General features: G+C 29.5%; 23 protein-coding genes. 17 read left to right on the top strand and 6 right to left on the bottom strand.

Annotation, left to right across the window (positions count from 1 at the left end):
• Positions 1–48 precede the first annotated feature (48 nt).
• The 12 genes from FVE74_RS09660 to FVE74_RS09610 all read left to right on the top strand — a co-directional run bounded on the left by FVE74_RS09660 (position 49) and on the right by FVE74_RS09610 (position 8,776).
• The gene (locus FVE74_RS09660; RefSeq protein ID WP_197735152.1) at positions 49–1,467 is read left to right on the top strand and encodes an NADP-dependent glyceraldehyde-3-phosphate dehydrogenase; all 1,419 of its coding nucleotides are present in this window, start codon (positions 49–51) and stop codon (positions 1,465–1,467) included.
• Between the two features lie 93 nt (positions 1,468–1,560).
• Entirely contained in the window at positions 1,561–1,719 is a 159-nt protein-coding gene (locus FVE74_RS11590) for a hypothetical protein (protein WP_172617468.1), read from the top strand.
• A 36-nt stretch (positions 1,720–1,755) separates the two neighbouring features.
• Positions 1,756–2,478: an acid phosphatase AphA gene (gene aphA / locus FVE74_RS09655; RefSeq protein ID WP_147004325.1), complete on the top strand. Its 723-nt coding sequence runs from the start codon at positions 1,756–1,758 to the stop codon at positions 2,476–2,478.
• Positions 2,479–2,590: 112 nt separating this feature from the next.
• Positions 2,591–3,376 (top strand): META domain-containing protein, encoded by a 786-nt coding sequence (locus FVE74_RS09650; RefSeq protein WP_147004324.1) that lies wholly within the window; start codon positions 2,591–2,593, stop codon positions 3,374–3,376.
• Positions 3,377–3,647: 271 nt separating this feature from the next.
• Positions 3,648–4,295, top strand: coding sequence for a C40 family peptidase (locus tag FVE74_RS09645; protein ID WP_147004323.1), 648 nt, complete (start codon positions 3,648–3,650; stop codon positions 4,293–4,295).
• 45 nt (positions 4,296–4,340) lie between these two features.
• Complete coding sequence (locus FVE74_RS09640) at positions 4,341–4,685, top strand: lysozyme inhibitor (RefSeq protein ID WP_147004322.1); 345 nt, start codon at positions 4,341–4,343, stop codon at positions 4,683–4,685.
• A 325-nt stretch (positions 4,686–5,010) separates the two neighbouring features.
• The gene (locus FVE74_RS09635) at positions 5,011–5,358 is read left to right on the top strand and encodes a hypothetical protein (protein WP_147004321.1); all 348 of its coding nucleotides are present in this window, start codon (positions 5,011–5,013) and stop codon (positions 5,356–5,358) included.
• Positions 5,359–5,519: 161 nt separating this feature from the next.
• Positions 5,520–6,041 (top strand): lysozyme inhibitor LprI family protein, encoded by a 522-nt coding sequence (locus tag FVE74_RS09630; protein ID WP_147004320.1) that lies wholly within the window; start codon positions 5,520–5,522, stop codon positions 6,039–6,041.
• Positions 6,042–6,082: 41 nt separating this feature from the next.
• Entirely contained in the window at positions 6,083–7,279 is a 1,197-nt protein-coding gene (locus FVE74_RS09625) for a DKNYY domain-containing protein (RefSeq protein WP_147004319.1), read from the top strand.
• A 109-nt stretch (positions 7,280–7,388) separates the two neighbouring features.
• Entirely contained in the window at positions 7,389–7,862 is a 474-nt protein-coding gene (locus tag FVE74_RS09620; protein WP_147004318.1) for a hypothetical protein, read from the top strand.
• A gap of 73 nt (positions 7,863–7,935) precedes the next feature.
• Positions 7,936–8,265, top strand: a complete 330-nt coding sequence (locus FVE74_RS09615; RefSeq protein ID WP_232053956.1) for a hypothetical protein — start codon at positions 7,936–7,938, stop codon at positions 8,263–8,265.
• An 85-nt stretch (positions 8,266–8,350) separates the two neighbouring features.
• Positions 8,351–8,776, top strand: coding sequence for a lysozyme inhibitor LprI family protein (locus tag FVE74_RS09610; protein WP_147004316.1), 426 nt, complete (start codon positions 8,351–8,353; stop codon positions 8,774–8,776).
• A 252-nt stretch (positions 8,777–9,028) separates the two neighbouring features.
• Here the strand turns inward: FVE74_RS09610 and FVE74_RS09605 are convergent, their stop codons facing one another.
• The 6 genes from FVE74_RS09605 to FVE74_RS09580 all read right to left on the bottom strand — a co-directional run bounded on the left by FVE74_RS09605 (position 9,029) and on the right by FVE74_RS09580 (position 14,577).
• Complete coding sequence (locus FVE74_RS09605) at positions 9,029–9,289, bottom strand: HPr family phosphocarrier protein (RefSeq protein ID WP_018450418.1); 261 nt, start codon at positions 9,287–9,289, stop codon at positions 9,029–9,031.
• Positions 9,290–9,416: 127 nt separating this feature from the next.
• Positions 9,417–11,078 (bottom strand): Rqc2 family fibronectin-binding protein, encoded by a 1,662-nt coding sequence (locus FVE74_RS09600; RefSeq protein ID WP_147004315.1) that lies wholly within the window; start codon positions 11,076–11,078, stop codon positions 9,417–9,419.
• Between the two features lie 41 nt (positions 11,079–11,119).
• Entirely contained in the window at positions 11,120–11,782 is a 663-nt protein-coding gene (locus FVE74_RS09595) for a MarR family transcriptional regulator (protein WP_147004314.1), read from the bottom strand.
• Between the two features lie 40 nt (positions 11,783–11,822).
• Positions 11,823–12,455: a ribulose-phosphate 3-epimerase gene (gene rpe / locus FVE74_RS09590; protein WP_147004313.1), complete on the bottom strand. Its 633-nt coding sequence runs from the start codon at positions 12,453–12,455 to the stop codon at positions 11,823–11,825.
• Between the two features lie 47 nt (positions 12,456–12,502).
• The gene (gene rsgA, locus FVE74_RS09585; protein WP_232054110.1) at positions 12,503–13,378 is read right to left on the bottom strand and encodes a ribosome small subunit-dependent GTPase A; all 876 of its coding nucleotides are present in this window, start codon (positions 13,376–13,378) and stop codon (positions 12,503–12,505) included.
• 221 nt (positions 13,379–13,599) lie between these two features.
• The gene (locus tag FVE74_RS09580; RefSeq protein WP_147004311.1) at positions 13,600–14,577 is read right to left on the bottom strand and encodes a PASTA domain-containing protein; all 978 of its coding nucleotides are present in this window, start codon (positions 14,575–14,577) and stop codon (positions 13,600–13,602) included.
• Positions 14,578–14,779: 202 nt separating this feature from the next.
• Here FVE74_RS09580 and FVE74_RS09575 point away from each other — a divergent pair, with 202 nt between their 5' ends.
• The 5 genes from FVE74_RS09575 to FVE74_RS09555 all read left to right on the top strand — a co-directional run bounded on the left by FVE74_RS09575 (position 14,780) and on the right by FVE74_RS09555 (position 19,654).
• The gene (locus FVE74_RS09575) at positions 14,780–15,901 is read left to right on the top strand and encodes an SIMPL domain-containing protein (RefSeq protein ID WP_147004310.1); all 1,122 of its coding nucleotides are present in this window, start codon (positions 14,780–14,782) and stop codon (positions 15,899–15,901) included.
• 106 nt (positions 15,902–16,007) lie between these two features.
• Positions 16,008–17,063 (top strand): SIMPL domain-containing protein, encoded by a 1,056-nt coding sequence (locus FVE74_RS09570; protein WP_147004309.1) that lies wholly within the window; start codon positions 16,008–16,010, stop codon positions 17,061–17,063.
• A 243-nt stretch (positions 17,064–17,306) separates the two neighbouring features.
• Positions 17,307–17,471 (top strand): PTS transporter subunit EIIB, encoded by a 165-nt coding sequence (locus FVE74_RS09565; RefSeq protein WP_147004308.1) that lies wholly within the window; start codon positions 17,307–17,309, stop codon positions 17,469–17,471.
• A gap of 46 nt (positions 17,472–17,517) precedes the next feature.
• Entirely contained in the window at positions 17,518–17,922 is a 405-nt protein-coding gene (locus tag FVE74_RS09560; protein ID WP_232053952.1) for a PTS transporter subunit EIIC, read from the top strand.
• Between the two features lie 133 nt (positions 17,923–18,055).
• Entirely contained in the window at positions 18,056–19,654 is a 1,599-nt protein-coding gene (locus tag FVE74_RS09555) for a prolyl oligopeptidase family serine peptidase (RefSeq protein ID WP_147004307.1), read from the top strand.
• Positions 19,655–19,770: the final 116 nt, after the last annotated feature.

The following is a 19,770-nucleotide window of genomic DNA, read 5'->3' as shown; positions in this document are numbered from 1 at the left end:
TAAAGTGTACAGTAAAATAAAAGATATGTAAAATAAGGAGGTATTTTGATGAATTATCAAAATTTAGTGAATGGAGAGTGGAAAGACTCTAAAAATACAATAACTATTTATTCACCAATAAACGGGGAAGAACTTGGAACAGTTCCAGCTATGTCAAGAGAAGATGTTGATTATGCTATGGAATCTGCCAGAAAGGCTTTGCCTGCTTGGAGAGCATTGTCAGCCGTAGAAAGAGCCGCATATTTGAATAAGGCTGCTGATATTCTTGAAAGAGACAAGGATAAAATTGGGGAAAACTTGGCAAAGGAAGTAGCCAAAGGAATTAAAGCCGCTATTTCAGAAGTTGTGAGAACTGCTGATTTAATTAGATACGCTGCAGAAGAAGGGCTTAGAATCACTGGAGAATTTGTAAATGGTGGTGGATTTGAAGCTGGAAGCAAGAGAAAATATGGAGCTGTAAAAAGAGAGCCAGTTGGAGTTGTACTTGCAATCGCACCTTTCAACTACCCAGTAAATCTGTCAGCATCTAAAATTGCACCAGCTTTAATCGGAGGAAATGTAGTAATTTTCAAACCGCCTACACAAGGATCAATAAGCGGGCTGTTATTAACACAAGTATTTGCAGAAGCTGGAATTCCAGCAGGAGTATTTAACTCTGTAACTGGAAAAGGTTCTGAAATCGGAGATTATTTGATTGAACACAAAGAAGTAAACTTTATAAATTTTACAGGAAGTACACCAATTGGGGAAAAAATCGGAAAACTTGCTGGAATGCGTCCAATTATGCTTGAATTAGGTGGAAAAGATGCTGGAATTGTATTAGAAGATGCAGACTTGGAAAATGCCGCTAAAAATATCGTAGCAGGAGCATTTAGCTATTCTGGACAAAGATGTACTGCCATTAAAAGAGTACTTGTAATGGATTCAGTTGCAGATAAATTAGCAAACTTGATAAAAGAAAAAGTTGAAAAATTAACTGTTGGAGATCCTTTTGACAATGCTGACATTACAACAGTAATTGATACTCCATCAGCAGACTTTATCGAAGGATTAATAAAAGATGCACAAGAAAAAGGTGCAAAAGCATTAACAACAGTAAAAAGAGAAAAAAATCTAATCTGGCCAGTAGTTTTTGACAACGTAACAACTGATATGAGAATCGCCTGGGAAGAACCATTTGGACCAGTATTGCCAATTATCAGAGTAAAATCTGTAGATGAAGCAGTAGAAATTGCAAATAAATCAGAATATGGACTTCAATCAGCAGTATTTACAAAAAATTTCCCATTAGCATTTGAAATTGCTGAAAAATTGGAAGTAGGAACAGTACATATAAATAACAAGACTCAAAGAGGGCCTGACAGCTTCCCATTCTTAGGAATTAAAGGTTCAGGAGCAGGAGTTCAAGGGATAAAATACAGTATAGAAAGCATGACAAGAGTTAAATCTATCGTATTTGATATATAAAATTAAGGGATGTTTTCTTTCGGGAAAGCATCTTTTTTTTACATTTAATTTTTAAAATTTTAAATGAAAATTATTTTAGAGGAGGATTTTCCTATGAAAAAGGTAACAATGCTTCTAACATTAGTTTTAGCAGTATTATCATCTAGCTGCTCTTATTTCAAGATTCCTAAAGGTGATGGAAGAGAAAAAGCGGGAAATTTGTGTACTTATACGGCAAAGGGAGAATTTATAGGCTGTGAACCTATAAGATAATAAAAAAAATAAAAAAAATATATAGGAGGAAATGTTATGAAAAAGGCATTATTATTTTTATTTGCTGCATCTGTAATATTTGCAGCAGGACCAAAAGTTCCTTATACTCACGAAGGATTTTATTCGACAGACAAAGTTCAGAAGGCTGTTCATTTTGTATCTGTTGATGACATTAAGAAAAGTTTAGAAGGGAAAGGCCCTATTAATGTAAGTTTTGATATTGATGATACATTGGTGCATTCAAGCGGTTATTTTAATTATGGGCAATATCATTTCCAAATTCCAGGAGATAAAAGAGGAGCTGCAAGTTATTTGTATAATCAAAAATTTTGGGATTATGTTGCTGAAAACGGAGATGAACACTCAATTCCAAAACAATCTGCAAAAGATTTAATTAAAATGCATTTGGAAAGAGGAGATCACATATTTTTTATTACAGGAAGAACAAAACATTCAAAAGATAAAAACTATACTTCAACAAAATTATCAAAAACATTGCAAAGATACTTTGATTTACCAGAAGAAGTTTATGTAGAATACACAGCTGATACTCCGACAGGTGGGTACAAATATGACAAATCATTTTACATGAAAAAACATAATGTTTCAATCCACTATGGTGACAGCGACGATGATATTTTAGCTGCAAGAGAATTAGGAATTCGTGGAATAAGAGTTCAAAGAGCTTACAATTCTACAAATCCTCAAAAAATGAATGGTGGATATGGAGAAGAAGTTTTAATAAATTCAGCTTGGTAGAAAAAATAAAAAGTAAAGATTTCCGTTTTCTCATTTTTCTTTAACAAATATATGTTATTCTTTAGTTAAGAAGGAAATAAAATTAAGAAAAATTAGGAAAGAGGTATTTAAAATGAAAAAAATGTCTATTTTAATTGGAATTTTTACAGTCTTTTTGTTAAATTGCTTTGTTTTAAGTGCATATTCTAAAAGAAAAAAAATCTATAACTTAAATGAAACTTCGTGGGAATTGGTGCAAATTAATCGAAATGGAAAAAATGTTGAAATTCCGAAGGGTGGTAAAGTTACAATTAATTTTTCAGGCGACAAAATTAATGGATTTTCTGGGATAAATAATTATTTTGGAAATTATAAAATTAAAAATAACTCGACTTTATCAGCTGGCGTGGCTACAACTTTGATGGCAGGTCCAGAAGAATTAATGAGCATTGAACAAAATTTCTTTGATATTTTACAATCTTCTCCAAAAATCAGCTATAATGCCAGCACTTTAACTTTGAGCAAGAATAAAAAGGAAATCTGGACTTTTAAAGTCTTGACATTGAATAAACAGTTGCAAGATACAAGCTGGAAACTTTTGAACATGGATGGAAAAGATGTCAGCAAATTAATTTCAGAAAGCGAAGAGGGTATTACCATTTCATTTAGTGAAAACAGAATAAATGGAAATTCAGGAATAAACAATTATTTTGGAAATTGTGAAATAACTGATAATAATATTAAAATTGGTCCTCTTGGTTCAACAAGAATGGCAGGCCCTGAAAATCTTATGAAAGTTGAAAGGGAATTTTTGGAACTTTTAGGAAATTCTAAAAAAGTTAAGTTATCTGATCAAAAAACTTTGATTTTGACAACAGATAAGGGAAAAACTTTGACATTTGAAAAAGTTAATAAATAAAAATTTTGAATTATAGTTAGGCAAATTTATTTAATAAGGGGAGTTTTGACTCCCTTTTTATAGTCTAGTAAGTTAATTAATGTAATTTTTAAATTTGTTTAGTGTACTTTTTTTGTAAAAAAATTGAAAAAAGTATATATCTATGATACAATTTTTGTATAAAACATTGAAGAAAAGTTATAAATGTGAATGCTGGAGTAATTCACTAAAATGATAAAATTAATGTGATAAAAATATTATAAAAACTAATTTTGAAAGGAATAAAAAATATATGAAAAAAAATAAATTTTTGACTGCGATATGTATGTTATCAACTTTTGTAGGAACAAATCTTCATGCAAAAACATCGAAGGGGAAAAAAACTGTAAAATCTAAAACTTCTCATAAGCCTTTAAACGTAAAAAAAGCTCATAGTAGTGGAAATAGCGGAATTTATGGAGTTTCTGCGAAAAATAAAAGTGATCTTGTTGAGACAAAAATGGCAGAATTAAGACAAAGACATAGAAAGGCGATGACTTCGGGATCAACTCAAGAAAGAAAAAGAGCGGCTGTAGAAAAAAAACTTTTAACTTCCTATAGCAAGTGGCGTGGGACAAGATATGTATTAGGAGGAGATTCTAGAAAGGGTATAGATTGTTCAGCATTGACACGTAGAGTCTATCGTGAAGTTTTCAATAAGGAGCTTCCAAGAGTTTCAACACAGCAAGTAAAGCAAGGGACAAGAGTCTCAGCCAAAAACTTGAGATCGGGAGATATTGTTTTCTTTAAGCCTGGAAATAGAACAAATCATACAGCAGTTTATGTTGGTAACACACTTTTTATTAATGCTTCATCTTCAAAAGGAGTTGTAATGTCATCGTTAAAGAGTCCATACTGGAGAAAATATTTCAGATATGGAGTAAGAGTTCATAATGTTTAATGTTTTAACTTTATTGAAAATAAAAAAGGGAAAGCGGGAATTTTTATGAAAATATCAAAAAAATTAACAATAATGTTATTTGGGATATTATTAATAGGATGTGTTTTAAATGGAGCTGTTAAAAGAAAAAATCCTGTTATAAATGATAAACGCAGGGAAGTTGTATTTAAAAAATTTAACTGCAAAAAAAAAATATATACTGTAAATTATATTACAGATGAAACAGTTCAGCTTTTGGATATGAAAACATATAAAAAATGGCAGTTGAATAGGGTTGAATCTTCAAATGGAGAAAAATATAGCGATGAAAATGTCAAAATCCATATAAAGGGAAATCACATGACGCTTAAACAAAATGGAAGAAATACTTCTTGTCTTTTAGTCAAGTAATGCAGTTTTTTATTCAAAAAATAGCAATAAATCAATTCAGCAGTTTAAATTTATAAATTTAAAATTAATTTTATTATTAACAAGGGGATTCTAATCCCCTTGCCAAAAAATTCAAGACAAATCAATCATTTCAATTTATGTTACTTCAAAAATCAGCTAAAATTTAAATAATTAAAAAATGGATAAACAATTTAAGGCAAGGAATACAAGGATTGATGAATAAATCATAAAAATATGACATTTAAACTAAAATTGTTATAATTGTATTTTTTTTAAAAAATTATATGGTATAATATTAATAAAATAAACAGGGAGGAAGATTTGTATGAAAAAAATGCTATTAATGGCAATACTGCTAATAGGAGCAATAAGTTATGGAGCGGCAGGACTTGATTTAAAATTTAATACAGATGGGAAATTACATGAAGAAAAATTGTTAAATAGAAGCATAGTTTCGGAAGATACAGAGTTAGAAATAAGAAAAACAGGAAATGGAGAGTATGAAATCGTACGTTCTTCTGAGGAGCCTGACAGTGAAGCATCTGTTGAAAAAGCAACAGTGAAAAAAAATTCTATTTGTGATGAAACTATCTGCATTGGATATGATGTGGAATTGAAAAAGGCAGTATTCATAGATCCTGAAGATATGAGAGTTATTTATCCTGAATGGTAAAATTCGTACATTTAACAAGGAGAGAGAAATAGGCAAAAAAAGAACAAAAAAATAATTGTATAGCAATAGATGTTGTTGTTTGTGACTCTCATTTTTCTTTAATAAATTTACGATATAATAATTAATGAAAAATTGAATAATAAAAAAATGGAGAAAAACTTATGAAAAAACTATTTTTTACATTAACAGTACTATTAATGGGAGTTGTCGCATGTTCAAAATCTGGAAAAGATGAAAAAAAGGAAACGAAAGAAACGGAAATAAAGCAAGAAGTTAATAAAACAACGGCAGTTTCTTCAAGCAGCATAAAATCAGAAAGCAGTTATGAAACTCAAATATTGGAAAGAATGGAAGCAGTAAAAAAGGAAATTCAGCCAGTTTTGGATTCTGGAGTGACAGCAGACATGAATAATGCAATTCAAAAATTAGGAGATTCATGGGAAACAGAAATGAAAAAGGTTTATGAATTGTTATTATCAAAATTATCAGAAAATGAAAAGGCAAAATTGCAAAAAGAGCAGGAAGAATGGTTAAAAAAAGTTAAGGAAGATGTTGAAAAAAGTACTGAAGAGTCAGAAGGTGGAACAATATCAGGAACTCTAGGAGGAAATGCCTGGGCAAGTGGAATAGAGAAAAGAACTTTAGAATTGGCAAAAAGATATGATTTATTAAATAATAAATAATATTTACAGATTAAAAAAATAATGAAGGAGAAACATTAGTTATGAAAAATAAAGTTTTTAAAATATTTGTAATTATGATTTTATCAGTAAATATAAGTTATGCAGGAAGTAATCCAAAAATAGATAAAGCAACATTTCAGGAAATAGATGCTGTATATGCAAAAGATAAAAATGGAGTTTATGTCTGGGAAAATAGAGGGTGGAAAAAATTAGAAGGAATAGATCCGATTACTTTTCAAATTATAAATATTAGCGGGAGTGCGCGTCGATATCTAAAAGATAAAAATGGAATTTACAATATTGATGGAGATAGTGATAATTTGGTACTGGAAAAATTACCGTATGATCCTCAGACGTATGAAGTGATAAATCAATTGTATTCAAAAGATAAAAACAATATTTATTATTCAAATAGAAAAATAATAGGAGCAGATTTACCTACATTCCAAATAGGAAGTGATGGTTTTTCAAAAGATAAAAATAATATTTATTTTGGGGGTAAGAAAATATTGGGTGTTGATAGAGACACTATTAAGATAATAGAACTTCCTTATATAAAGGATAAAAATAATGTTTACTATGGAAATAAAAAAATAGAAGGAGCAGATAAAAACACATTTGAATTAACATATGATTTTGGATCTGTAGTAAATGGATATTATTCAAAAGATAAAAACAATGTCTATTATGAAAATAAGAAATTAAAAGGTATAGATGTAAAAACATTTAAGAAAATAAGCAGATTAGTTGACAATTTTCTTATAGAAGATAAAAATGGATTTTACATTGTTGAGAAAGACGGAAGTATAGTTCCGATAGACGGTAAGGAAGTGGATATTGAAAATCTTTCACAGTTAGCAATCAAAACTAACTTGTATCACGATAAGGACAGTATGTATTTTGTAAAAAATCATAAACTTGTAAAAATAAAAGATGCTCCTAAGGTTGATCCATATAATTTATCGACATATAATGACAAATATATAAATAAGTATAATGTAGTTTATTACTTAGATACAGATGAAGGTGCATTTAAAAAACTTGAAAAAGCAGAAAGCCATCAGTTTAGTGCATATGGCGATACTGAATATGCAAAAGGAAGAAGAAATGTTTATTTTAAAGGTAAAATTTTAGCGGGTGCTGATTATGAAAGTTTTGGCATGAAATATAATCATGAAAAGGATGTATATGAAATAAGAGATAAAAATAAAGTTTATGAAACAGTAAAAGCAGACTAGAAAAATAATAAGTAAAATAAAAACTCTCATTTTTCTTTAATAAAGTTATGATATATTATTAGTGAAAAAATAAACAAAGAAGAAAAAATAGAAAGCGGAGGGAACGAAAATGAAAAAAATTATTATGGCATTATTGCTATTGATGGGAGTCATTGGGTTTTCAGAAGAAGAATTTAGTTACAAAGGTTATGATTTGCCTTTCACAAGCGATGGAAAACTGCATGAGGAAATATTGCTGAAAAGAGAGATATCAGCAGATGATACTTCAATAGAAATCAAAAAATTGAAAAACGGGAATTATCAGTTCTGGGATTACGCTTCTGATACTGGAGATGAAAATGAGTCGCCACGAATTACAAATGCAGTTAAGGAAAAAAATGTGCTTTGTGATGAATATATCTGTGTTGGATACGATACAAAATTAAAAGATCCAGTAATTTTGAATAGAAAAACGAAAAGAATAATTAGTATTGTACGAGAAAATCATGATAAAATTGATGATCCTGAACATTTGAAAGATTTCCCTGAAGATAATCCTGAAATGTATAAATTATACCGTGATTATTATAAACTGTATAAATAAGTTGTGATTAAGAAATGATAAATTTAAACAGAAAGAGCAGGTAATAATTATTAAAAAAGTATTGTTTTTAATTATGGCGTTAGCTGTGATACCAGCATTTGCGATAAAAGTTACTACAGATGGAAAACATAATTTGGAAAAAGCAGCAGGAAAATATCAAGGTCTTGAAATATTTAAAAAAAATGAAAAGTGGTATTTACGTGGCGAGGATGACGGCGGATGGGACGAACCTATAACTGTAGCAAAAAATGGATTTACCGTTGAATATGGAACTAAAGATACTGGAGATGACAGAAGATTTACTTTTGATACAAAACTTCAAACAATGGTTGAAATTGATAAGGACGGGAATATAATTTTTCCATATATATTAAAGGATTATTGTCCAACAGGATATAATTAATATCTGAATTTTGTTGAAAATTAAGTTGATTAAAAAAGAGGTTTGTGATTTAATGCAAAATACAAAAAATAGGAGTTGATAAAAAATGAGAAAATTATTAATAGCAGGATTATTACTTTTAGGAGCTGTTGCATTTGCAGGGAAATATGAAAATGAATTGACAAAAAGAATGAAAACTTTAGAAGAAAAAGCACAGGCTGGATGGGATAGTGGAGTAAGAGCTGATATGATAAATGCTTCACTAGATTTGGATACTGAATGGGAAAAAGAAATGAATAAAGTCTATGATTTGATTCTAAAAAAACTGCCAGCAAAGGAAAAAGTAAAATTTAAAGCTGAACAGCAAAAATGGAAAAAGGATAGAGAAACTAAAGTTCAGAAGGCGTACGATAAATATGAGGCAGAAGAAGGACCAAGAATGGCTGGGGAACTTGCCGCTAGTGATAGATTATCAATAACAAAAGACAGAGCATTGCAATTGGCAAAAAGATACGATAAATTAAATAAATGAGAAATCCTAATAAATTTAGGGCTTGAGTAAAATAATTATAGTTTTTGAGTTCTATTTTTAATAAGTTTTACTATAAAAGGAAATAGTGTAAAATTTCAGCTATTTCCTTATTTTTTTTATCAGATCTTTTAATTCTGCTGCATGCAGTCTTATTTTTATTATTTTTTTAAATAAAAAAACGCCATTCATCAAATGTCTAAAAAAGAAATTTTTAAAAACATAGATTTCTTGGCGTAATTTTAAATGAATTTATTAGTCTCTAATAGTTGCTAACAATTCTCCTAATACTTCAACTGCTTGTTCAGCATCAGGCCCTTCAGCGTGAACTGTAACTTCTGAACCGTTTTTAATTCCAATTGATAATAATTTCAATAAAGATTTTCCGTTTACTTTTTTCCCTTCATTTTCAACTTCTACTTTACTTTCAAATTCTTTTGCTTTAGCAACAAATACTCCACCTGGTCTTGTATGTAATCCTGTAGGATTTGTCATAGTAACTGTTTTACTTGCCATTATTAGTCCTCCTTAAATATCATTACTTTAATTTTACAACAGTTTTTGGCATTTGTCAATAAGCAGTAAAAACATTTTTTTGATTAAAAGGAAAGATACATAATAATCTAATTTTAGAAAATATTTTTTAAAGAGATTTTTCTGTAACATTAACTAATAATGAATGAAAATTAGTATAAGTCACATTTCCAGGCTTACTATTCTTTATTTTCTTGACAAATTTTCTTTCACAGTAATCAACTGTAACTTTATCGCCTTTTTTTGCTTTAGAATATTCACAAGCGAGATTTGCGGCATAAATTAAAGCATCTTCAGGAAGTTCTTGATTATTTCGTAAAATAAGAACATGGCTTCCAGGAATATCCTTTATATGCATCCATATATCGTTTGGCTGCCCTTTAGAAAAGGATATTTCCTCATTCTCTTTATTATTTCTTCCAACAAAGATTTGAAAACCTTTATAGTCAAATGACAATAATTCACGTTTTTTTGTTTTATTCAATTTAATTTTATTTTTTATTTTATTTCCATTATCTGATAAATTCAGTTCATTTTCAATTTCTTCAATCCCAATAAAATCATTTTCCTTTTCAATGAACATTTTTATTTCTTCAAAATATTTTATTTCATCCTGAATGTCGGAAAATCTTATATTTAAGGCTGAAATAGTACGTTTTCCTTTATTATACTTATTATAATAAAAATTTAAATTATCATTTGGAGATAAAAGCGGATCAAGATTTATCGTAATTTCCTGATTATTATAAAAATCAAAAACTGTAACTTTTTTCATTCCATATTTTATCTGGTGCATATTTGCCGCCAAAATATCTCCGATATTTTTATAATTTTCAAAATTTTCATTTTTTTTCAAGTCAACTTTTATATTTTTTTCTATTTTTTTGAATTTTTTTATTTGCGAATCAACATATTTTAACAAACTTTTCTTTTTTTCACTAATGACATTGGAAGTAATTGTTGTTTTAAAATAAGCATTTAAGCCTTCATTCAAAGTTTCAAAATATTTTCTGTTATTTTTATTTTCTGGATTATTTTCTAAATTAGTATTTTCCTTCTGACTAAATTCTGAAAACTCATTATAAGTCAGAACTTTCTGAATTTTTCCACGATTTAATATTTCATACATTACAGGTTTGTAACTAGACAGATATTTTTTAAAAACATCATAATCTTGTGAACACTGTAACGCAAAAGCACGCCCAGCACCTTCAATCTTTTCCAAAAAAGTTTCTGTTTCAAATGGAAAATTTTCCTTTTCCAAATAAATTGGCGAAATCTTTTTTTCCTCAAAAGGCAATGTGTACTTTGCTCCAGTCATAATAACACGGTTTCCAACATCAATCGAAGTAAAAAAAAGTGCAGACAGAATTTTATCTTTACAAGTCAGGAAAATATTACTTGCCTTTCCCATAATTTCAATAATTAACGTATACTTTTCCACATCTCCAAATTGATTTAACTTTTCAAAGTCAAAATATACAATCCTGTCAAAGCCTTCCTGTCTAATATTAATTAAAATAGAATTTTGCAGGTACTTTTTTAATGAAAGCAGAAATTTTGACTGGAAGTCAGTATTTGGATCTTTTTCATCTTTTAAATAAAAAATTGTTGAATTATCCTTTACTTGAAAAAGCAGGTTATTTTTTCCAAAAAAGAGTGAAAATGACACTCTGTCATATTGAAAAATTTTTGTCAATTTATATCGTAATATTTTTTCCTTTATTTCCTTTACAAGAAATGAAATTCCAATTCCATCTAAATAGAGCATATTTCCCTCCTTTTTTATTTTTATATTTTTTCAGTTATTTTTTAAAGTGCATTTTTTCTAACCATGATATTTTCAGCATCCTCAACATTTAGTACCTTTTCATCTCCATCAACAATCATATTTATTAAATATTTATCAATATTTAAAATTTTGATTAGCGATTTTATTACAACACCTTTTTCGTTCAAATATTTTCTAATGGCTGTGCTTCCCTTGATTGAAGATACTTGAACTAAATCGCCCTTTTCAAAATTCAAGATTGATTCAGGCTGGATGTCCTTTTTGACTTTATTAAGGTTTCTCATAATTGTTTCAAAAACTTCAACAAATGTATCTAATTTTTCCTTTGGAATATCCTCTGTTATTTTTTCTAAGATAGTCGAATGGAAATTACCGTGATAATTTAAGGCAACCTCTCCCTTTTGAGTCAGTTTAACAAAAACTTTACGTCTGTCGGTATTCGACCGAGAACGTTCTAGAAATTGCTTTTCAGTTAATTTGTTTACAGCAACAGAAGCTGTTCCCATTGTAATGCCCAATTTATCAGAAAGTTCATTCATTGTAATTTCATTTTCTCCAATTGCTTCAATGATATGCAGTTCCGATGTTGTCAAGCACTTTATTACCTGATTTAAGTTAATTTCTTCAATTTTATAGTATGTTTTATAAAAGTTGTCTAATAGATTTTCAATTTTCTCATACATTTTGATTTTCCCCTTTCTTAATTTTTTTTTGTTTTTTTCTTTATTTTAAAGATTCAATTTTTTCCTTGTAATTTCCACTAAAAATATATGAACCTGCAACTAAAATATTTGCTCCGGCTTCCTTCACAAGTTTTGCAGTTTCATTGTTTATTCCGCCATCCACTTCAATGTCAATATTTTTATCAATTTCTCGCAAGTCCTTTATTTTCTGAACCATTTCGGGAATAAATTTTTGACCGCCAAAGCCAGGATTTACAGTCATAATTAGCACCATGTCAATATTTTTTAATTCATATTTTAAAATATCTAGCGGAGTAGAAGGATTTAGTGCAACTCCTACTTTTTTCCCAAAAGATTTTATCAGCTGAATTGTTCTGTTCAAGTGTTTTACAGCTTCAGCATGAACTGTGATAATATCAGAAAACTGTGCAAAATCCTTTATCAGATAATCAGGCTCATTTACCATTAAATGAACATCAAATACAAGATTGCTATGCTTTCTTAAAGATGAAATAACAGGAGCTCCATAACTGATATTTGGCACAAAGTTCCCATCCATAACATCCAAATGCAGATATTCTGCTCCAAATTTTTCCACTTCTGCGATTTCTTCCCTTAATTTACTGAAATCCGCAGCAAGCAGAGAAGGCGATATTATAACCTTTTTATCCATAAAAATCAACTCTTTTCTTTAGTAATATTTATTCAAATGAAAATTATTTAAGTATACTTTAAAAATTTTATATTTTCTAGCGAATACAGGTAAAAATCGTATCGTTCCCTTGAAATATTTCCATTTTCCACATTTTCCTTTATTGCACAATTTGGCTCATTTACGTGAATACAGTCACGGAATTTACAGTTAGGAATAAATTCCAGAAATTCTGGAAATAATTTTTCCAATCCCTTTTTATTTTCCAGTTTTGGAAAGTCCAGCGTTGAAAATCCAGGCGTATCTATTAGATAAGAGTGGGGAGCTGTCATAAAAAATCGGCTCTCTATCGTTGTGTGCCGTCCTTTTCCAGTTTTTCCGCTGACATCATTTGTAGTTAATACTTCTTCTCCAATTAAAGTGTTAATAAGCGTTGATTTTCCAGCTCCAGATGGTCCTGAAACTACGACGGATTTTTCATTTATGTATTGCTTTAATTCTGAAAGTCCAGTTTTTGTTTCGGTAGAAATTGGAAAAATGGAAATTGCCTCTTTAAAAATTTTTTTGAATTTATTAAAAAATTCTTCCAGTTCTTCTTGTGAAGCCAAGTCAATTTTAGATAAGATTAGCACAACTGGAATATTTTGAGAATTTGCATTCAAAAGCATTTTCTGAAAATTTGTAAAATCAAAGTCTGGACTTTTTATTGCAAATAAAATACCAATAAAATCAATATTTGCAATAAGCGGGCGATATAAAAAGTTTTTCCTTTTCTCAATTTTTTCAATAACTTTTTCTTTTTCATCAAATTCTACCATATCACCGATTATACAATTCATTTTGTTATTTTTCATTTTTAGCGTTCCACGTAATTTACATTCATAAATATTTTCTTCACTTAAATTTTTGGAATTTTCATCTAGAACATAGTAAAATCCCTTTATTTTTCTAATAACTTTTCCTTTTATAAAAATATTTGGGAGAAATTTTAAAATCTGTAGTTTATAGAATAACTATATAGTAACAAGGGGCCTTGACCCCTTGATAATAAAATTACATAGTTATTGAACCAAGTTTAATGAAGCCTTAAAATAACTCCCGTCTCCTTTCTTTATTTTTCTATATTTAATTTATAATTTAGATAGCAAATCTAATTTTTATATTTCTAGTCATCATCGTCTCCACCGCCAGTATTTGGTTCGCTGGAAGTTCCACCATTATTTGAATTATTAGGCGGAGAAGCAGGTGTGTTACCGTTATTTTGCTGCTTGTCATTTTGTTGAGGAGTTTTTTGAGTATTATTGTCTATTTGATTTATTGTATCATCAATAGTTTTTTCAATTTCTTTCTCATTTATATTATCTCGAGAACGATTAATAATTTCTTCATTTGATTTAGCACGTTTTTTTGCACTCGCTCCATTATTTATTACAACAGATACTTTCTGTCCACGCTGTATTTTTGTTCCAGCTGCAGGATTTGTAGAAATAATTGTATTTACCGGCAATGTTGGATCATTTGTTTGAGATATTGAGCTAATTTCAAGTCCAATTTGCTTTAACACTTCTCTTGCATCATTTAAATCAAGTCCTGTTATATTTGGCATAACTGATGGATCTATCATTTGCTGTGAAGAAACAAGTATTGATATTTTCTGGTTAATTTCCAGTTTTGTACCTGGTTTTGGATAAACTCCCAAAATAGTGTTGTATTTTTGGTTAGATGGATAATAATCAATTGTTTCAATTTGAATATTTAACCCTTTTAGCCGAGATCTTGCCTCAAGCAGTTCCAATCCAATAATATTAGGGACTTTTACATCTTCCCCATTATTAACCCAGATTCTTACAACTCTGTTTACTTTTACTTCCTTCCCAGATCGTGGATCCTGATTATACACCGTATCTAGCGGTACCTTTTCTGTTTTGGAATTAATAACCTTGACTTTTAATCCAGCTTCCTTCAAGTATTTTATCGCTTCTTTCTTGTCAAGCCCTGTAACATCAGGAATAACAGTAAGTCTAGTGTTAAAAAAATGACGTTCAAAAACATCTTTTCCAAATATTGCTAGTGTAACTAGACAAATCACTACAATAACAGTTTTAAAAGTTTTAGCATAACTAAATTTATATTGTGTGGCCATTTTTCACCTCGTTATTTTTATTTATAATTCTTTATTTTATATAATACCATAAATATTGAAAAAATGATATATATTATTTTTTATAAAAAATCTTAAAATAAAAATAAAATTTCTCATTTACTTTTAATTTTATCGTGTTATACTTAATTTAGAAAATAAAAATTTGGAAAATAAATAATCAAGTGAAATTATGGAGGGAAAAATGAAAAAAGTAGCAATTGCGCTATTTTCTCTGTTAAGTGTATTTTCATTTGGAGCGAATGAAAATCTTGTGAGAAAAATTAGTGTTACGGGTAATGCAGAAAGGGAAATTATGCCAGATTTAGCAAAAATTAATTTTAAAGTTGAAGTGAAGGGGAAAAACTTAAATCAGGCAACAAATGAGGTAAATAAAAAAGTTGAGAAATTTAAGAATGATTTGAAAGCTAGAAGAATATCACTGGAAAATCTGGAAACAACAGCATTTTATAATAGAAAAGGGACGGAATATGAAGATGATGAGGATATTTTGGATGTAAAGACAGTTCCAGGCAAGAATGTGAAAAAAGCTGAGAAAAAGCCAACTTCTTATGATGTGAAAATGGAGATGCTTGTGAAAAATACAGATTTTAACAAGATTTCAGCATTAATTGACTTGGAAGATGGAGATAATTTACAAAGTATTCAGAAAAATTTTGATGAAAATACATTTGCATTTAATATAAATGAAAATGGAACAACAGTTGACCAGGCTTTAAATAAAGTGTTTAACAAACTTAATACTTCCAGAAGAAAGCTAGTTTCAGCCGGAATCCCTGAAAATGATATTATTTTGAGTGATTATGAAATAAAGGAAAATTATACAGAAAATAAAGGTACAAAAAAAGATGTTTACTATGTTACAGATGAATTTGTACTTACAACAAAAAATATAAAGGAACTTAATACAATAATTTCAATTGCCGATGACAACGGAATAAACATAAACGGTTCAATTAATTTTGACTTGTCAGATAAAGACAGAATTGAGTCAGAAATGTATAAAGATGCTTATAATCAGACAAAGCAGAAAGCAGAAAGCATCTTACGTTCGAGCAAGATGAAGCTGGGAGAACCTATTATTGTAAGTGAAGATGTGGAATTTCAGCAAAAGATGATTGACAGGATTGATCAGGACTGGAGTGTGGCTTATGATGGACCAACACTAGGACTTAATAGACTTGAGGCTAAGGAAGTGGCAATGCCTGCACCTATGTCAATGCGAGCTGGCAAATCTAGGGTTGATTATACTCCAAAACCGTTAAAATTGACACAGAATATATCGGTTATGTATGAGATGAAATAATTTAAAGTGAAAATAAAAATGTTCAGTTTTATGTGGATAATTATAAAGCCAGTAAATATAATATTTTAATTTTTATAAAAATTGAAATTGAGAAAGGAATTTTAAAATGAAAAGAATAATAGCATTACTTATGATAGTTTTTTCAGTATTATCATTTTCAGATAGTGAAATTACTGGAAAAAGAATACAGGTTAGAGGAGTTTCAAAAAAAGAAATTGCACCAAATTCAGCAAAAATTGTTCTTACGATTCGGACAGAAAATGAAAGTTTAGATAAGGCGAGTGCTGAAAATTCGCAAATTTTGGAAAGATACAAAAGATTGCTTGCTCAGACTGGGACAAAGTACAGCAAGATTAATTCAACAGGATATTCCACTTATGAAACTTATAATTGGGATACTGTAATTGAAAATAAGGGGAAAAAAGAATATCAGACTAAACTTTCTGTAGAAGTTGATAAAATCTCGCTTGATACATTGAAAAACTTTATGAATGTACTTGCAAATGAAAAAATCTATTCTTTAAATAGAAGTAAAAACGGTACATACATTTTTACCATTGAATCACAAAATGCAACAAATAAGCAGGCATATCAAAATGCAATGGCAAGATTTAACGATATTCAGCAAAAATTAGGAAGAGCTGGAATTCCTGTAAATACAGTAAAAATTTCAGGTTATGACAATAAGGAAATCAGCCTTGAAAAACGGACAAGTAAGAGAAAAGATGTTCAAGTAGTTTCACACGACATTGAAGTTGAAACAAGAGATCTGAAAAACCTTGGGAATATAATAAGTGTGGCAAATGCTCTTGGTATTGGAACAAATGGAAGCATTGAATATGATATTGACAATAAACAGCAATTGGAAAATGAACTTTATGAAAATGCCTACAAGGAAGCCTTGAAGAAAGCACAAGTTATTTTGGGAAAAACAGACTTAAACTTAAAAAACCCAGTTACAATAACTGATAAATCAAATGGAGTAATTCATCCTTACAGGGATTATAACTATAGTTATAATATGAGTGCCGATTATGATGAAGAAGATTTAAAAAAGTCAGACAGAGAACTTTTAGATGAGTCATCAAGAAGAAACATTGTAATTTCTCCAAAAAAACTAAATATTTCAAAAACTGTTTATATTGAATTTGAAATGAACTAAAAATTTAACTCTCTTAAGAACTGCTTTATTTTATAATATTGCAGTTTTTTATTTACCAAAAAATTCTTGATAAATTTGGAAATAATATAACTTTTTGATATAAAGAAGTTAATATTTATTAATTTTAAAATTAAAGTTATAGTTTTTTCTAAAATAGTGTTGACTTTGTGCAAAAATAAGTTATAATAAATAACGTTATAAAAAAATATTTTATTATAATTTATATTATGGGAGGAATCTTTTATGAGCAAATATCATAATGACGCCGTTAAGTTGCTGGAACTTATCGGTGGAAAAGAAAATGTTGTGGCAGTTACTCACTGTGCGACTAGAATGAGATTTTCCCTTGCAGATGAAGGAAAAGCAAGTCCAAAAGAAATTGGGCAGGACTACATCACACATTTATAGCAGTTGATTTACAATTGGCGGCAGCTTCAGGCGGAACATTTGGCCATTGATTGCTTTGTCAAATATGGCTCAGTCAGGTGCAGTTTTTGCAACATACTTTATTTATAAACAAGATAAAAAACAAGAATCAGTTTCATTATCTTCAACTGTATCAGCTTGTTTTGGAATTACAGAACCAGCATTATTCGGAGCAAACTTGAAATATATGTACCCATTCTATGCGGCAATAACAGCTTCAGCATTAGCAGCAGTTATTTCTACAGGATTTAATGTATTGGCAAATGGAATTGGAGTTGGAGGAATCGCATTAGCATTCTTATCAATTAAATTTGAAGGTGCTCATCAATTGGGATTCTGGCTGGCTTCTATAGTTGCTTTTGGATTGGCATTTGTATTAACATTTGTATTTTCAAAGAATCCAAAATTAAATAAAGGAAGTTTAACAAAATAAAAATATAGTTTAAGTTTTGCAGTATATCATTGATGTAGAACTTAAAAATGATAAATTTGGCGGGAGTTTTGGCTCCTGCCTTTTTTGAAAATTTTATTGTACAATAATTTATTAAAAGAAGGAGAATTTAATTATGAGAAAAAAATTAATGATTGCATTGTTTTCTGTATTAGCGATAGGGATAATTGGAAATAGTTCAACACGTGAAAGTAAGGGAAAAGTAAATATAAAGAAAGTTGATAATAGGAAGGTTAGTGAAAAGGCTGTGAAATTAGAAAATTATAACGGAATAAAAAAAATCAGTATTTTTGTAAAAGGTTTTGAGAGTGGGCCTACTGTGAGTAAAATTATTATGAAAATGGATAATTATCGAATTACAGGGCTTGATAAAAATGACTGGAAAGTTAAGACAGATGGAGTTGAGAGAAAGGTAACTAATGTGTATGTTTCGGATAATAAAGGAGAAAAAGCCTTTGATACTGGGATTGTTACGCTTGAATTGGAAAATGTATTTAATCAGAAAACTTTGAAATATGAAGGTTCTCCATTTTCTTATAACATGAAGAAATTTTTTAATGAATGGGCGAAAGAATATGTTGTAGAAATTGATGGAAAAGTTACTGTTGATGGGAAAAATTATGCAGTTAATAAAAAGGAGGATGTGATTAATAATCGAGTTTCGACTGATACGGAATTGTTCACTTATAGAAATTCTTTTAGTGGAAATTACAAAAATCCGATTACGAAAAAAGTGGAAAATTTGAAATTGGAAATGGCGGCTTATGAGCCAGAAACTTTGAAAAAAGGAGATAAAAAACCGCTAATTATTTGGCTTCATGGACAAGGTGAAGGTGGAACAGATCCTGATATTGATATTTTGGGTACAGAAACTTCGGCACTTGCGAAAGAAGAAATTCAAAAATATTTTACTACGAAAGGAACTGATACAAAAGGAGCCTTTGTATTGGCTGTTCAATCGCCTACTTATTGGATGGACGAAGGCGATGGGACAAATGGTAACGGAAGTGGAGTTTCACGATATACGCAAATTTTAATGGATACAATTAAAGAATATGTGAAACATAATCCATCTGTTGATGCAGAAAGAATTTATCTTGCTGGAGATTCAAATGGTGGATATATGACAGTAAACATGATAATCACTTATCCAGACTATTTTGCAGCAGCTGTACCAATTTGTGAGGCATATGCTTACCATGAGTATGCTAGAAATGCAGATGGAACTTACAAAGCAAAAGATATTGAAGTTTCTGCAGGTGGAGAAAATAGTGCGGTTTCAAAATTTGAGGAAACTAAAAAATTATGGGTAACAAAAGAAAAAATTCAAAAAATGAAAAAAACACCAGTTTGGTTTATTGCAGCGGCAGATGATGGGATTGTTACACCGCAGAAATTCTCGCTTCCAACATATAGAGATTTATTGAAGGCTGGAGCTGACAATGCTTGGTATTCATATTATGAAAATGTAACTGGAACAGATGAACCAAACTCTAGATTTCCAGGACATTTTTCATGGATATATTTTTTGAATAATCAAGTAGAAGGTGTACAAAATCGAGATAAAATAAGAAATTCTAAAGATGAGACAACTTTTGGGTTTGAACCGAGTAATGCTGGAAAAGGTGGAAGTGAAAAGGCTCAGTTGAAAGGGAAAACGTTCGAAAATGTGTTTGAGTGGATGAATTTTCAGAAGAAAGTTAAAAGAAAATAATTTGAATTGTATGAAATAAAAATAGGGAGTGTTTAAAAGTTTGTATAGTTATGTGGATAAATATGCCAATTTAAAGGACTATTACTATGATTATACAAAAAATTTACACTCTCAAA

It is taken from the genome of Leptotrichia wadei (assembly GCF_007990445.1).
Lineage (GTDB): Bacteria > Fusobacteriota > Fusobacteriia > Fusobacteriales > Leptotrichiaceae > Leptotrichia > Leptotrichia wadei_A.
Note: the sequence above shows the minus strand (reverse complement) of the source record. Positions and strands in the feature narration are given on the sequence as shown.

Coding starts and splice junctions, on each gene's coding strand:
- FVE74_RS09660 (WP_197735152.1), top strand. CDS start 49: ATGAATTATCAAAATTTAGTGAATGGAGAGTGGAAAGACTCTAAAAAT.
- FVE74_RS11590 (WP_172617468.1), top strand. CDS start 1,561: ATGAAAAAGGTAACAATGCTTCTAACATTAGTTTTAGCAGTATTATCA.
- aphA (WP_147004325.1), top strand. CDS start 1,756: ATGAAAAAGGCATTATTATTTTTATTTGCTGCATCTGTAATATTTGCA.
- FVE74_RS09650 (WP_147004324.1), top strand. CDS start 2,591: ATGAAAAAAATGTCTATTTTAATTGGAATTTTTACAGTCTTTTTGTTA.
- FVE74_RS09645 (WP_147004323.1), top strand. CDS start 3,648: ATGAAAAAAAATAAATTTTTGACTGCGATATGTATGTTATCAACTTTT.
- FVE74_RS09640 (WP_147004322.1), top strand. CDS start 4,341: ATGAAAATATCAAAAAAATTAACAATAATGTTATTTGGGATATTATTA.
- FVE74_RS09635 (WP_147004321.1), top strand. CDS start 5,011: ATGAAAAAAATGCTATTAATGGCAATACTGCTAATAGGAGCAATAAGT.
- FVE74_RS09630 (WP_147004320.1), top strand. CDS start 5,520: ATGAAAAAACTATTTTTTACATTAACAGTACTATTAATGGGAGTTGTC.
- FVE74_RS09625 (WP_147004319.1), top strand. CDS start 6,083: ATGAAAAATAAAGTTTTTAAAATATTTGTAATTATGATTTTATCAGTA.
- FVE74_RS09620 (WP_147004318.1), top strand. CDS start 7,389: ATGAAAAAAATTATTATGGCATTATTGCTATTGATGGGAGTCATTGGG.
- FVE74_RS09615 (WP_232053956.1), top strand. CDS start 7,936: ATGGCGTTAGCTGTGATACCAGCATTTGCGATAAAAGTTACTACAGAT.
- FVE74_RS09610 (WP_147004316.1), top strand. CDS start 8,351: ATGAGAAAATTATTAATAGCAGGATTATTACTTTTAGGAGCTGTTGCA.
- FVE74_RS09605 (WP_018450418.1), bottom strand. CDS start 9,289: ATGGCAAGTAAAACAGTTACTATGACAAATCCTACAGGATTACATACA.
- FVE74_RS09600 (WP_147004315.1), bottom strand. CDS start 11,078: ATGCTCTATTTAGATGGAATTGGAATTTCATTTCTTGTAAAGGAAATA.
- FVE74_RS09595 (WP_147004314.1), bottom strand. CDS start 11,782: ATGTATGAGAAAATTGAAAATCTATTAGACAACTTTTATAAAACATAC.
- rpe (WP_147004313.1), bottom strand. CDS start 12,455: ATGGATAAAAAGGTTATAATATCGCCTTCTCTGCTTGCTGCGGATTTC.
- FVE74_RS09580 (WP_147004311.1), bottom strand. CDS start 14,577: ATGGCCACACAATATAAATTTAGTTATGCTAAAACTTTTAAAACTGTT.
- FVE74_RS09575 (WP_147004310.1), top strand. CDS start 14,780: ATGAAAAAAGTAGCAATTGCGCTATTTTCTCTGTTAAGTGTATTTTCA.
- FVE74_RS09570 (WP_147004309.1), top strand. CDS start 16,008: ATGAAAAGAATAATAGCATTACTTATGATAGTTTTTTCAGTATTATCA.
- FVE74_RS09565 (WP_147004308.1), top strand. CDS start 17,307: ATGAGCAAATATCATAATGACGCCGTTAAGTTGCTGGAACTTATCGGT.
- FVE74_RS09555 (WP_147004307.1), top strand. CDS start 18,056: ATGAGAAAAAAATTAATGATTGCATTGTTTTCTGTATTAGCGATAGGG.